This is a genomic window from Euzebyales bacterium (assembly GCA_035461305.1).
Lineage (GTDB): Bacteria > Actinomycetota > Nitriliruptoria > Euzebyales > JAHELV01 > JAHELV01.
This window is the reverse complement of the sequence record DATHVN010000077.1, coordinates 25166-37654: the sequence shown is the minus strand read 5'-3', so window position 1 is coordinate 37654 and position 12489 is coordinate 25166. Positions and strand designations below refer to the sequence as shown.

The window sequence follows — 12489 nt, the reverse complement described above, 5'->3', positions numbered from 1 at the left end:
CCTGGACGACCGCGTCGCCGGCCCGGGCGGCCCGAAGCACGTCGATGCCGTACGTCACAGCGCCGATGTCGCCCTTGTCGTATGGGGAGCGCTGCAGCAGGACTGGCAGCCGGACGTACGTGTCGAGGCGATGGACGTCGGCGCGCAGCACGGTGCCGTCGCACATGGGACCGCGCCGTCGGTGTCGATCACGATCCGCGTGTACTCCTCTCCGGTTGCGGGATCCACGGCTGCGGGCAGTGGCAGTGAGCGGGTGGACTGCCTTCACGCGACGGTGGCGGCCGCCGACCGCCACCCGTCGTGAGACTTCCCGTGATCAGGCGGCCAGTGCGACCTCGTCGCGAAGGGTCGCGAGCGCCTCCAGCTCGATGCGGCGCACCCGCTCACGGGACAGGCCGAGCTCCTCGCCGATCTGGCGCAGCGACGCCCCGTTGCCGCCGTCGAAGCCGTAGCGCCTCCGCAGGATGTACTGGCTGCGCTCGTCGAGCGCGGCGTTCGTGGCCTGCATCATGTCCTCGATCAGCAGCCGCTGCGCGACCTCCTCGTCGGGCTCGTCGTCGGCGACGGCGACCAGATCCTCGCGGACCGAGGCGTCCGGGTCGTCCGACAGCGGCTTCTGCAGCGAGTCGACCCGGTAGTCGGCGTTGCGCGCGCGCTCGACACGGTCCGGCGTCAGGCGGGTCGCCTTGGCCACCTCGTCCGTCGTCGGCTCGCGGCCGGTCTCGTCGCGCAGGCGGGCCGTAGCGGCCCGCACCTTGCCGAGCTCCTGGTGGACGCCCGCGGGCAGGCGGATGGCGCGGTCGGCGCGGGCGATGCCACGCTGGATCGCCTGACGGATCCACCACGTCGCGTAGGTCGAGAACTTCCCGCCGCGCCGCCAGTCAAACTTCTCGACGGCGCGGATCAGGCCCAGGTTGCCCTCCTGGATCAGCTCGTCGAGGTCGAGGTCGGTGCGCGACATGAACTGGGTCGCGATGCTGACGACCAGGCGCAGGTTGGCCTCCACGAATCGCTGGAAGGCCGCCTGACCGTCGGCCACGTCACGCTCGAGTGCGGCGCGGTCCTGCGCGTCGGCATGCTCGAGCAGCGCCGCGGCGTCACGCCCGGTCTCGATCTGCTGTGCCAGCCGCACCTCATCATCGCCCGTCAGCAGGCTGCGCCTGCCCAGTTCGTCGAAGTAGCGGTCGGCGGTCTGCAACGCCATGTGTGTCTCTCTCCTGCGGGTCACATCCGGGTCGTCCGAGAAACCGGAACTCCCAGATAGCAGAACTCCTGTAGTATTGCGTCGGAGCCGAGCGTACCGTGGTGATACACGAATGTCTACACAATCCCGAGGTTCCGGTGAACCTCCGACGGACGAGGCGTTGGCGCATGCCTTCGCGGCGTTCGGCCCGGCGTACAAGCGTTGGACCAAGACGCGTCTGTCCGAGCGCGAGATCGGCTACACGCACGCCCGTGCGCTGCACGTACTGCAGTGCAGGGGCCCGCAGATCATGAGCGAGCTCGGCAACGACCTCGGCATCACGCCGCGCTACGTCACGGTCCTGATCGACCACATGGAGGACGAGGGCCTGGTCCAGCGCCGCCGCCACCCCCGCGATCGCCGCGCGACCCTGATCGAGCTGACCGAGGCAGGCAAGCGGATGTGCGGCACCACGGGCGACGAGCACGTCGAGGCGGCGGCCGAACTGCTGCGCGCCCTGTCTCCGACCCAGCAGGAGGCGCTGCTCGAGGCGATGGAGACCCTGCTGGGCGAGCTGCAGCGCCGCGGCGTCTGCTCCGATCCTCACGTCCTGCTGCACCCGCCGAGCCAGCACGCGGACGGGTGAGGTCGCTCGACGCCGAGCACCGCCGCGCGCTGCAGGCCGCGCTGGTCCAGCGCTACCCGTGGATCACCGATCCCGACGTGGGCCCCCGCGCGGTCGAGGCGGGTGAGTGCGACCGGTGCGGCGCGGAGGCGCGGCTCGTGACCACCTGCGGGCCCACGCAGTGGGCTGGCCTGGGACGGCGCTGCGCAGCCGCGGTCGGCCTCCAAGGCTGGTGCGATGGTCACGCCGACGACGCCACGCGATGGCTGGCGCACCTGCGGACGCTGCCTGACGAGGCCGACACGGTGGCGCGTCTGTGGTGGGTCGCCACCGGCGAGGTCCGCATGGATGCCGCGACCGCCGCACCGCTGATGGCACGTGCGCTGCCGGACGGCGTCCCCGACCGTCAACCACCGGCCTGAGCCGGGCCGGCCGCGGCCTGGCAGGTGCGACGATGGTGCACATCGAACGGGCGAACGGCGGCAGTGGCCCGCACGCGGGAGATCCGCTCGGGACGAGCCCCGCCCGCTCGTATGAGGCGCACGCGTGGGCGGGCGCAGTCGGTGCGAAGCTAGCATCGACGGGGTGACGACTCCGAACGATTCGACGCTGTCGGTCTGCGTGTACTGCTCGTCGAGCACTAACGTCCCCAACGGCCTCAGAGCCCTCGCCGAGGAGGTCGGCACGGGTCTGGCCGCGCGGGGCTGGGCGATGGTCTACGGTGGCGGGGCCGTCGGGTTGATGGGCGTGACCGCTCGCGCCGCGCTCGCCGGTGGTGCGCACGTGACGGGTGTGATCCCCGACAAGCTCGTGGACCGCGAGGTCGCCCTGCACGACGTCACCGAGCTCATCCACACCGCCACCATGCGGGAGCGCAAGCAGCTGATGGACGACCGCAGCGACGCGTTCCTGATCCTGCCCGGCGGGATCGGCACGCTCGAGGAGCTGGTCGAGATGGTCTCGCTGCGGCAGCTCGGCTACCACGACAGGCCGATCGTGGTGCTCGACGTCGACGGCTTCTGGGCGCCGCTGCAGCAGCAGCTCGCGCACATGGACGCCCACCAGATGTTGCACCAGCCGATGAACCGGCTGTGGACCCACACCCGCACCGTCGACGAGGCGCTCGATGCGCTGGTCGCCGGCCGCCGGCCTCGTGAGAGGACACCCGGATGATCGTGACCGTGCTGCAACACGGCCCGTGGGGCGGGCCGGGAGTGATCGGTGACCAGCTGCGTACGCGTGGTGTCGAGCTCGATGTCCGCCACGTCTACGCCGACGGGGTCGTGCCCGACGAGCCACCCGAAGCGCTCATCGTCATGGGCGGCCAGATGTGCACCGACGAGAAGGACGCCCACCCCGTCCTGCACCACGAGGCGGATCTGCTGGCCAAGTGCGTTGCCGCTGACACGCCCACCCTGGGGATCTGCCTCGGCGCCCAGCTGCTGGGCGAGGTCACTGGCGGGTCGGTACGCCACGACACCCCCGAGATCGGCTTCGCACCGGTCCGCCTGACCGACGCCGGTCGCGACGATCCCCTCATGGCGGAGTTCGCCGACGACACGCCGACGTTCAACGCCCACCGGGACTACATCGCCGCCGGCGCCGGCGCGGTGGTGCTCGCCTACAGCGACCGCGCGCCGGTGCACGCGCTGCGCGCCGGCGCCCGGGTCTACGGCATCCAGTTCCACCCCGAGATGGACGCCGACCGAGTCGCGCGGTACTGCAACGCCGACCAGCCGGGCGCTTACCTGCGCCGACACGGCTGGGAACCACAGGACCTCATCGCGTTGGCCGAGCAGCACAACGACACACACGCCCGGATGGGCCGCGAGCTGGCGGACCGCTGGCTCGACCAGATCGTGCGGCCGGTCACCGGCTGACGGAACACCGACGGCCGCAAGCGGCGCCGCCGTGTGCCCGATCTCGCGCGCGGCGGTGCCGTGGCCAAACCTCCTGAGGTCAGCGGGCCGAGCATTCGTGGGGCCTGTCGCCAGGCGGGTGCGGCTCGCTGCCCTCGGGCGCCCACGCGAAGATAGAAGGGCCAGCGCATTCCACACCGCAATGCGACAGGACCGGGTCGCCGATGGCCGGCCAGCCGATGTCCGTGTCCACAGCCGCGATCCGCGATCGCCGCCCATGCGCTACGGTGCGACGCACCTCCCGGGGTGCTACCTTGCGCGGTTGAACTGTCCACCTGCTCCCGCAGGTCGCCACAGCCGACCGCGCATCCGGGGGCCGCCAGACCATAGGATCGGACGAACTGCCTTGCGCACCTACGAACTGATGATCATCAGCCACGGCACGTTGTCGGAAGACGCGGTCACGGGCAACGTCGAGCGTTTCACGAACCTCATCGGCCAGCTCGGCGGCAGCGTCGACAAGGTCGACCACTGGGGCAAGCGCGAGTTCGCCTACGAGATCGACCACCAGCGTGAGGGCTGGTACACGGTCGTCGACTTCCAGCTCGACGGCGCGCAGCTGACCGAGCTCGAGCGTCAGCTGCGCCTGGCTGACGCGGTCGTCCGCCACAAGGTGGTCCAGCCCGCAGCTCGGGTACGCCACCTGTAGCCCGTCGGGCGCCCCGGCCGGTCCGTGCCCTGACCGGGGCGCCAGGGGGTCCACCCGCCCAAGAAAGGACCAGGCAGTGGCAACTGACAACGTCATCACGATCACCGGCAACCTCGCCGACGACCCGGAGCTGCGGTTCACCCCCAACGGCGTGGCCGTCACCAGCGTCCGCGTCGCGGTCAACCAGCGGCGCTTCAACCGGGAGACCAACTCCTGGGACGAGCGCCTCGACGGGTTCTTCACGTGCAACGTCTGGCGCGACCAGGCCGAGAACGTCGCCAGCTCGCTCACCAAGGGCGCGCGCGTCGTCGTGACCGGTCGCCTGCGCAGCCGGTCCTACGAGGACCGCGAGGGCCAGACCCGGTGGGTCACCGAGATCGAGGCGGACGAGATCTGCCCGAGCCTGCGCTGGGCGACCGCCAAGGTCGAGCGCAACCCCCGCGGCGGCGGTGGCGGCGGTGGCGGCTCGGAGACGTCATGGGGAGCGCCAAGTCCCACCAGTGCACCCGAACCAGAGGATGTGCCCTTCTGATGGCAAGACGCAGCGGACCTTCCGCACCCCCGAAGCGCAGAGAGTGCTACTTCACCAAGAACAAGATCACCTACATCGACTACAAGGACGTCGAGCTGCTACGCCGTTTCCTGAGCGAGCGAGGCAAGATCCGGTCGGCGCGGGTGACTGGCACGCGTCCCCAGTACCAGCGCATGCTGGCGCAGGCCGTCAAGAACGCCCGCGAGATGGCGCTGCTGCCGTACACGACACGATGAAGCTCATACTCACCCACGACGTCGAGAACCTCGGCGAGGCCGGCGAGGTCGTCGAGGTCGCCGACGGTTACGGCAACAACTTCCTGATGCCCCGCGGCCTGGCCCTGCGCGCGAGCAAGGGCGCACTGGCCGACGCCGAGGCGATCTCACGCGCACGCCGCAAGCGCGAGGCACGCAACGTCGCCGAGGCGGAGGAGCGTCGGGCCGAGCTCGAACGCCGTCCGATCACGGTCCAAGCGAACGCCGGTGAGGACGGAACGTTGTACGGCTCGATCGGCTCGACCGCGATCGCCAGGGCCGTCAACGACCAGCTCGGCCTGATGATCGACCGGCGCAAGATCATGCTCGACAAGCCGCTCAAGGAGCTGGGCGAGCACGAGGTCGGCGTCCGCATCCACCGCGATGTGGATGCCACGCTGCGCGTCGTCGTCGCCCGCAGCTGAGCCGCTGCACCCCTACGCCGGCCGCCACGCCGTGGCCGGTCGTGCGCTGCTGGGTGGCGTCCGCCCTGGGTGATCACCGGACCCGTCACGAACGCCCGTTCGCCAGGGACATGTGGGTTAGGCTGCCGACGTGACTGCTGACCTCCAACTGTCCAGCGCCGCGCCGACGGGCTATGACCGCGTCCCACCGCACAACCTCGAGGCCGAGATCAGCGTGCTGGGCAGCATGCTGCTGTCCAAGAACGCGATCGCAGAGATCGTGCAGTTCGTGGGCCCCGGGGAGTTCTATCGGGGCGCCCACCGCACGATGTTCGAGTCGATCCGCGACCTTTACGACCGCGGGGAGCCGGTCGACTCCGTCACGCTGGCGGACGAGCTGCAGCGCCGCGGGACGCTTGACAGCGTGGGCGGACTGGTCGCGATCAGCGACCTGATCTCGCAGGTCCCGACGGCCGCGAACGCCGGCTACTACGCCCGCATCGTCGCCGAGCACGCACTGCGGCGACGCCTGATCGACGCTGGCACCGACATCACCCGCCTTGGTTACGACGCCGGCACTGACGCCGACGACGCGGTCGACAAGGCCGAGTCCACGATCTTCCAGGTCGCGCAGCGTAGCTACGGTCGCGAGCTGTCGCCGATGAAGGACCTGCTGTCGCAGGCCTTCGAGCTGATCGAGAAGCGCTCGGAGACCCGGCAGGCCATCACCGGTCTGCCGACCGGCTTCACCGACCTCGACGAGCTGACCAGCGGCCTGCAGCCGGCGAACCTCATGATCCTGGCCGCCCGTCCCGGCCTGGGCAAGTCGACGCTGGTGACCAACATCGCGACCCACGTCGCGGTCGAACTGCGCAAGCCCGTCGTGATGTTCTCGCTCGAGATGGCGCAGATGGAACTGCTCGAGCGTGTGCTGTCGGCCCAGGCCCGCGTCGACAACAACCGCATCCGGACCGGCCGCCTGCGTGAGGACGACTGGCCCAAGCTGTCCCAGGCGATGGGCCGCCTCCACGAGGCGAACTTCTACATCGACGACACGGCAGGCATCAACCTGATGGAGATCCGGTCGAAGTGCCGGCGGCTCAAGCAGCGCCACGGCCTGGACCTGATCGTCATCGACTACCTGCAGCTGATGCAGTCGCATCGACAGGTCGAAAACCGGGTGCAGGAGGTCAGCGAGATCAGCCGCGGCCTGAAGGTGCTGGCCAAGGAGCTCGACACCCCGGTCATCGCGCTGTCGCAGCTGTCACGCAAGCCCGAGGATCGCGGCGACAAGAAGCCGCAGCTGTCGGACCTGCGCGAGTCGGGCAGCATCGAGCAGGACGCCGACATCGTGGCGTTCATCTACCGTGACGACGTCTACGACCCCGACGCGGTCAACAAGGGCCAGGCCTCGCTGATCATCGCCAAGCATCGCAACGGTCCGCTGACCACGATCGACCTGTCGTTCATCGGCCACCAGTCGCGCTTCGGCAGCATGGCGCGCGGCGCGGCGTCCGGCCCGCTGTAGCGCCAGGGCGGCTGCGGCAGCAGCCAGTTCGGCATCGAGCTGCCGCTGACACCGCAGGGTGCCGGGCGGTGTTCGGCGCGCTGGCGGCGCGGTCGCCGACGAGCTTGGATGGAGCAGGCGCCACCTCGGCGCGCAGTCCCGGAACGAGGTCGTGCTGGCGCCGAAAGACCATCGCCAGGATGCCGCGCTTCGACCACGCGCAGCGGCTGCTGAGCGGCGCGGGCCGTCCGACCACCGGGACGGTGGCCCCTGGTCGCGGGGGTCGCACCGGGGCGGCGTGACGACGGCGTCAGCCCGCCTCGACCAGGGCGTCCTCGGCGGTCGTGAACCCGAGCCGGCGCGAGATCTGTGACGCCGCCTCGACCGCGAGGTCGCCGACGTCGGGCAGCCGCGCGGGCGTCAGCCGGAACACCGGCCCGGACACGCAGATCGCCGCGAGGACCGCGCCGTCGGCACCGTGGATCGGGGCCGCCACCGCGCTGAGCCCAAGCTCGAGCTCCTCGTCCGTGCTTGCCCACCCGCGCAGGCGGATCTCGGCGAGCTGTGCCCGCAGCTGCACCGGGTCGGTGACCGTGTTCGCGGTCATGCGCGGCAGCTTGCCGCCGAGGATCTCGTCCCGGACCCGGTCCGGCAGGTGTGCCAGGAAGACCTTTCCGGTCGAGGTTGCGTGCAGGCCGGTGCGCCGTCCGAGCCAGTCAACGCTGACGACCGACGACGACAGGTTGACCTGGTCGATGTTGACCACCTCACCGCCCTCGAGCACGGCGATGTTGACCGTCTCACCGGTCTGCTCGCTCAGCCACTCGCACACAGGACGCGCCGACCGAGTGAGGTCGAGCCCCGCGCGGACGGCGCTGGCGAGCCGCACCAGCGCGAACCCCAGCCGGTACTTCTGGGTCTCGACGTGCTGCTCGACCATGCCGCGCTGCTCCAGCGTCGCGAGCAGACGGAACGCCGTCGACTTGTGGATGCCGAGCTCGCGGGCCAACGTCGTCACTCCCATCCAGCCCTCGCGCTCGAGGATCTCCAGGATCGACAGCGCGCGGTCGACCGACTGGACCGCAGGCCTCGGGTCGACAGTGTTGCTCATGATGCAACGGTGTCGAACGGGCGGTTCGAAGTCAATGCGTAGTAGGAAACAATACTGGAAAGATCGGCGTATGTTGGGTACCGGCGAGGACGAGTGTCCGCCCGCCTTCGCAGGCGACGCCGCACTCAGAGGATGCCATCACCGGCGACGTGGTGCGGCGACGGCGACGCGCCACAGATGGACCGCGGCCGCCCAGCCGGGGGTTTCTCGGCATCCGCGTGGCGCGTACGCTGCCGCCGCACGGACCGACCCTGGGAGGTAGCCATGTCCGCAGATCGCTTCACGCCCGAGGACTACCTGCACGAAGAGACCTACGCCCAGACCAGGGCCCCGGTCGAGTACGCGGGCACGCTCGTGCCCGAGGCGTACCGCTCCCCGGCGTTCTTCGAGGTCGAGCGCCGCCGCGTGTTCACCCACGGCTGGGTGGCCGCGGCCCACGTCACCGATCTGGCGGTGCCTGGGGACGTGCGCACCGTCTCGGTCGCCGGCCAGTCGATCATCCTCACCCAGGACCGCACGGGCACGCTGCGCGGCTTCCACAACGTGTGCCGCCACCGTGCGTCACGCCTCGTGACCGAGGAGTCCTGCCGCCTCAAGCGGTTCCGCTGCCCATACCACAGCTGGGCGTACGCGCTGGACGGCACCTTGCTCGGAGCTCCGCTGTTCGAAGGCTCGGGCATCCCCGACGACCAGCGGCCCATCTTCGACACCAGCCACCTGCCGGCATTCGACAAGGCCGACTACGGGTTGCTGCCGGTGCACGTGACGTCGTGGGCGAACGTGGTGTTCGTCAGCCTCGAGGAGCAGCCACCGCCACTGGACGTCAGTCTCGGCGACCTGCCGCAGCGCCTGGCGGGCTACGGGCTGGACGACATGACGGTCGTGGCCGAGCGGTCCTACGACGTCGCGGCGAACTGGAAGCTGGTTGCGGAGAACTTCATGGAGTACTACCACCTGCCATGGGTGCATCCAGAGCTGGTGAAGGTCTCGCGCATCGAGGACCACCACCGCTTCCAAGGCCCCGGGCTCTACACGGGCATGTCGACGTCGCCGATCAACACCGACACCGCGTCGGGCTGGACGGCGCTGACCAGCCCACCCGGCCTCGACGCCGACGACGCCGTCAGCGGGCGGTTCATCTGGATCCTGCCGAACCTCGCAGTGTCGGTGCTGCCCAACCACGTCTTCACGGTGCTCGCGACGCCGGTCGCGCACGACCGCACGATCGAGCGCACCACGATCGGCCTGCCGCCCCACACCGCCGACGACCCCACCACCGGTCCCGCGCTCGAGTTGCTCGCCGCGTTCTGGGATCACGTCAACACCGAGGACATCACCATCGTGGAGCGGGTCCAGGAGGGCATCGCCTCCGAGGCGTACACCGGCGGGCGCATGTGCTTCCGGTTCGAGGAGCCCCTGCACCGCTTCCAGAACATGGTCATCGACCGCATGGTCGGCGTCGACCGGATCCCCGGCGGCGACGGCGATGATCCGATGTTCGCCGTTGTCGACGCCGAGCAGGTGTCGGCCGAGACGATGCTGCGGGCGGCCGCCGATGGGTGACGCGCTGGTCCGCGCGACCCGCGACGGCGTTGTGCACACCATCACGCTGTCGTCGCCGGCGAACCGCAACGCGCTGTCGCGGGCCCTGCTCGCCCAGCTGGCGTCGGCGCTCACCGACGTCGCCGCCGACGACGAGGCCCGGGTCGCGATGCTCCGCGCCGAGGGCCCTGCGTTCTGCGGCGGCGCGGACCTGAAGGAGGCCGCGACGGCGGACGTGGCTGCGCAGGCCGAGACGTCGACGCGCATGCTCGCCGTGTTGCGCGCGATGGTCGCGCTCCCGGTACCGATCGTCGCGGTCGTCCACGCCCCGGTGCGCGCGGGGGGCGTCGGGCTGGTCGCTGCGTGCGACCTAGCGATCGCGTCCACCGAAGCGACGTTCGCGTTGGGGGAGGTCAGGCTGGGCCTGGCCCCCGCGGTCATCTCGACGGTGGTGGTCCCGCGCCTGTCAGACCGCGACGCCGCCCGCCTGCTGCTGGGCGGCGACGCGTTCGACGGCGCACACGCCGCGCGGGTCGGGCTGGTGTCGGACGCGGTCGCGCCCGACGAGCTCGACGACGCGGTCGAGGTGCTGGCCGGTCGGCTGGCCGCCTCGCCACGCCAGGGGCTGGTGGCCACCAAGCGCCTGCTCAGCAGTCCCCTCGTCGAGCGGATCGACCGCGACGGCCCGGCCATGGGTGCGTTGTCGGCACGGCTGTTCCAGTCGGACGTGGCGCAGGAGCACGTCCGCCGCTTCCTCGACCGCTGACCGACGCTGGTCGTGCTGCAACAGGCGCACCGTTCGCTCATACAGCATCGGTGTCCGTGTCAACAGTGTCACAGGTGGAGCGCCGTGCGGATTCTCGCGCGCCGCACTGTTCATGGCGGTCCTTGGGGGGTTTGGCCGACCCAGCACGGGCGCGGCGGCGACGAGGTGAGTGGAGCGAGGACGGTCCACGGCCGACCCTGCCGTGTCAGAAAGCTCGTCGAGCTGGTGACCGCCTACGTCGAGGACGAGCTCGACGCCGACACGCGTCGCCGCTTCGACGACCACGTCGGGATCTGTGACGACTGCAGGAGGTATCTCGACCAGATGCGGCGGACCGTCGCGCTCGCCGGCAGCCTGCGTGCCGACGACATCGATCCGCTGATGCTGCGGCGCCTTGCCACTGCGTTCCGCGACTGGCGGGATCAGCGGCCACCGCCGGTCATGTAGCAATCGAGCGCCGCCCGCACGCGGGAGCGGGCACGGTGCAGGAGCACCCGCTGGTTGCCGGGCGACAGATCGAGCGCCTCGCAGACCTCAGCGGCGGTCCACTCCTCGATGTCGCGCAGGGTGATCACCGCGTGCTGGCCGGCCGGCAGGCTGCGGACCTCGCGCGCCACGACCTGCCGCAGCTCGTCGGCCTCGAGCAGCGCGGCTGGCAGGTCCCACTCCATCGGCGGTCGCGACCAGTGCCCGGGCCAGCCGTCGCCTGGGCTGCGGAACCGGTCGCCGCCGACGGCTGGCCCACCATCGTCGTCCCCCAGGCCAGGCACCACCCGCACCTGGCGGCGCCAGTGGCTGCGTGCGCGGTTGGTCAGCACCGCGAACAGCCATGTCTTGAGCGACGACCGGCCCTCAAACGTGTCAATCCGCTCCCACAGCGCGATCCAGGTCTCCTGCGTCACGTCCTCCGCCACCGCGCGGTCGTGCACGTACCGCATGGCGACGGCGACCATCGCCGTGTGGTGGCGGGCCACCAGGGCGCCGAACGCCGCATCGTCGCCGGTGCGCAGGGCGTCGACGACCGTGGCGTCGGGGTCGGGTGACCGCGTCGGAGTGGTGGCCGAGGCCATGGGCGACCCCTCCTGGACCAGCCTGTGGCGTGCGTGTCCCGTCGGCGCCGAGTGTCGCGTGATCGCGTGGAGTATGACACCGTCCCGTCGCCGTGGACAGGGGCGCCGACGACCCTGTCGACGTGCTGCGTAACGTACGCGCAGCAGGCGAGACCACACCGCCGGACCCGTCTTCGACAGGAGCACAGATGACCACCGCCGCACCTTCTCCGCACGACTACAGCGATCTGCGGGCCATGTACATCAACTGCACGCTCAAGCGGTCACCGGAGCGGTCGCACACCCAGGGGTTGGCGGACCGCTCGATCGCCATCATGCAGGCACAGGGCGTGACGGTCGACCAGGTCCGCGCCGTGGACCACGACATCGCCACCGGCGTGTGGCCGGACATGACCGAGCACGGCTGGGAGCGCGACGAGTGGCCCGAGATCTTCGCGCGCGTCATGGAGGCCGACATCCTGGTTGTCACGACGCCCATCTGGCTCGGGCAGCGCTCCTCGGTCTGCAGCCGGGTGATCGAGCGCCTCTACGGCAACTCGCACCTGCTCAACGATGCGGGCCAGTACGCGTACTACGGCCGCGTGGCCGGCTGCCTGGTGACCGGCAACGAGGACGGCATCAAGCACTGCGCGATGGGCATCCTCTACTCGCTCCAGCACCTTGGCTACGTGATCCCGCCGCAGGCCGACGCCGGCTGGATCGGGGAGGCAGGGCCGGGACCGTCGTACCTCGACGAGGGCTCGGGTGGGCCCGACAACGACTTCACCAACCGCAACACCACGTTCATGACATGGAACCTGCTGCACGTGGCGCGGACGCTCAAGGACGCAGGCGGGATCCCCGCCCACGGCAACCAGCGGTCGGAGTGGGACGCAGGCTGCCGGTTCGACTACCCCAACCCCGAGCATCGCTGATGCGGCGCGGTCG

At 70.4% G+C, this 12489-nt stretch carries 16 protein-coding genes; 13 read left to right on the top strand and 3 right to left on the bottom strand.

Annotation, left to right across the window (positions count from 1 at the left end; all coding sequences use genetic code 11):
• Nucleotides 1-316: 316 nt before the first annotated feature.
• Complete coding sequence (locus tag VK923_07570; protein ID HSJ44523.1) at nucleotides 317-1204, bottom strand: sigma-70 family RNA polymerase sigma factor; 888 nt, start codon at nucleotides 1202-1204, stop codon at nucleotides 317-319.
• A gap of 160 nt (nucleotides 1205-1364) precedes the next feature.
• Between VK923_07570 and VK923_07565 the strand changes: the two genes are divergently transcribed.
• The 9 genes from VK923_07565 (at nucleotide 1365) to dnaB (ending at nucleotide 7094) form a co-directional block, all read left to right on the top strand.
• A complete protein-coding gene (locus tag VK923_07565; protein HSJ44522.1) occupies nucleotides 1365-1829 on the top strand; it encodes a MarR family winged helix-turn-helix transcriptional regulator in 465 nt (154 codons plus the stop codon).
• On the top strand, nucleotides 1826-2230 hold the full coding sequence (locus VK923_07560) for a hypothetical protein (protein HSJ44521.1): 405 nt from the start codon (nucleotides 1826-1828) through the stop codon (nucleotides 2228-2230). The genes VK923_07565 and VK923_07560 overlap by 4 nt, the downstream gene beginning before the upstream one ends.
• 163 nt (nucleotides 2231-2393) lie before the next feature.
• Entirely contained in the window at nucleotides 2394-2981 is a 588-nt protein-coding gene (locus VK923_07555; GenBank protein HSJ44520.1) for a TIGR00730 family Rossman fold protein, read from the top strand.
• Nucleotides 2978-3688 (top strand): type 1 glutamine amidotransferase, encoded by a 711-nt coding sequence (locus VK923_07550; protein HSJ44519.1) that lies wholly within the window; start codon nucleotides 2978-2980, stop codon nucleotides 3686-3688. The genes VK923_07555 and VK923_07550 overlap by 4 nt, the downstream gene beginning before the upstream one ends.
• Before the next feature lie 385 nt (nucleotides 3689-4073).
• Nucleotides 4074-4376: a 30S ribosomal protein S6 gene (rpsF, locus tag VK923_07545; GenBank protein HSJ44518.1), complete on the top strand. Its 303-nt coding sequence runs from the start codon at nucleotides 4074-4076 to the stop codon at nucleotides 4374-4376.
• A 76-nt stretch (nucleotides 4377-4452) separates the two neighbouring features.
• Complete coding sequence (gene ssb / locus VK923_07540; GenBank protein HSJ44517.1) at nucleotides 4453-4908, top strand: single-stranded DNA-binding protein; 456 nt, start codon at nucleotides 4453-4455, stop codon at nucleotides 4906-4908.
• Nucleotides 4908-5144, top strand: coding sequence for a 30S ribosomal protein S18 (gene rpsR, locus VK923_07535; GenBank protein ID HSJ44516.1), 237 nt, complete (start codon nucleotides 4908-4910; stop codon nucleotides 5142-5144). Before ssb ends, rpsR begins: the two co-directional genes overlap by 1 nt.
• The gene (rplI, locus tag VK923_07530; protein ID HSJ44515.1) at nucleotides 5141-5587 is read left to right on the top strand and encodes a 50S ribosomal protein L9; all 447 of its coding nucleotides are present in this window, start codon (nucleotides 5141-5143) and stop codon (nucleotides 5585-5587) included. Before rpsR ends, rplI begins: the two co-directional genes overlap by 4 nt.
• 130 nt (nucleotides 5588-5717) lie before the next feature.
• Nucleotides 5718-7094 (top strand): replicative DNA helicase, encoded by a 1377-nt coding sequence (dnaB, locus tag VK923_07525; GenBank protein HSJ44514.1) that lies wholly within the window; start codon nucleotides 5718-5720, stop codon nucleotides 7092-7094.
• A 289-nt stretch (nucleotides 7095-7383) separates the two neighbouring features.
• Here the strand turns inward: dnaB and VK923_07520 are convergent, their stop codons facing one another.
• Nucleotides 7384-8184, bottom strand: coding sequence for an IclR family transcriptional regulator (locus tag VK923_07520; protein ID HSJ44513.1), 801 nt, complete (start codon nucleotides 8182-8184; stop codon nucleotides 7384-7386).
• Nucleotides 8185-8448: 264 nt separating this feature from the next.
• On the opposite strand from VK923_07520, the gene VK923_07515 reads away from it, so the two are divergent.
• From VK923_07515 to VK923_07505, 3 genes are read left to right on the top strand one after another with little or no spacing between them, the layout of a single operon-like run.
• On the top strand, nucleotides 8449-9747 hold the full coding sequence (locus VK923_07515; GenBank protein ID HSJ44512.1) for an aromatic ring-hydroxylating dioxygenase subunit alpha: 1299 nt from the start codon (nucleotides 8449-8451) through the stop codon (nucleotides 9745-9747).
• Nucleotides 9740-10492 carry an enoyl-CoA hydratase-related protein gene (locus VK923_07510; GenBank protein ID HSJ44511.1) on the top strand — a complete coding sequence of 251 codons (753 nt, stop codon included), beginning with the start codon at nucleotides 9740-9742 and terminating at the stop codon, nucleotides 10490-10492. Before VK923_07515 ends, VK923_07510 begins: the two co-directional genes overlap by 8 nt.
• Nucleotides 10493-10504: 12 nt before the next feature.
• The gene (locus VK923_07505) at nucleotides 10505-10939 is read left to right on the top strand and encodes a zf-HC2 domain-containing protein (protein ID HSJ44510.1); all 435 of its coding nucleotides are present in this window, start codon (nucleotides 10505-10507) and stop codon (nucleotides 10937-10939) included.
• On the opposite strand, the gene VK923_07500 is transcribed toward VK923_07505, so the two are convergent.
• Nucleotides 10915-11562, bottom strand: a complete 648-nt coding sequence (locus VK923_07500) for an RNA polymerase sigma factor (GenBank protein ID HSJ44509.1) — start codon at nucleotides 11560-11562, stop codon at nucleotides 10915-10917. The two genes, VK923_07505 and VK923_07500, sit on opposite strands and share 25 nt — an antisense overlap.
• Before the next feature lie 188 nt (nucleotides 11563-11750).
• Here VK923_07500 and VK923_07495 point away from each other — a divergent pair, with 188 nt between their 5' ends.
• On the top strand, nucleotides 11751-12476 hold the full coding sequence (locus VK923_07495; protein HSJ44508.1) for an NAD(P)H-dependent oxidoreductase: 726 nt from the start codon (nucleotides 11751-11753) through the stop codon (nucleotides 12474-12476).
• Nucleotides 12477-12489: the final 13 nt, after the last annotated feature.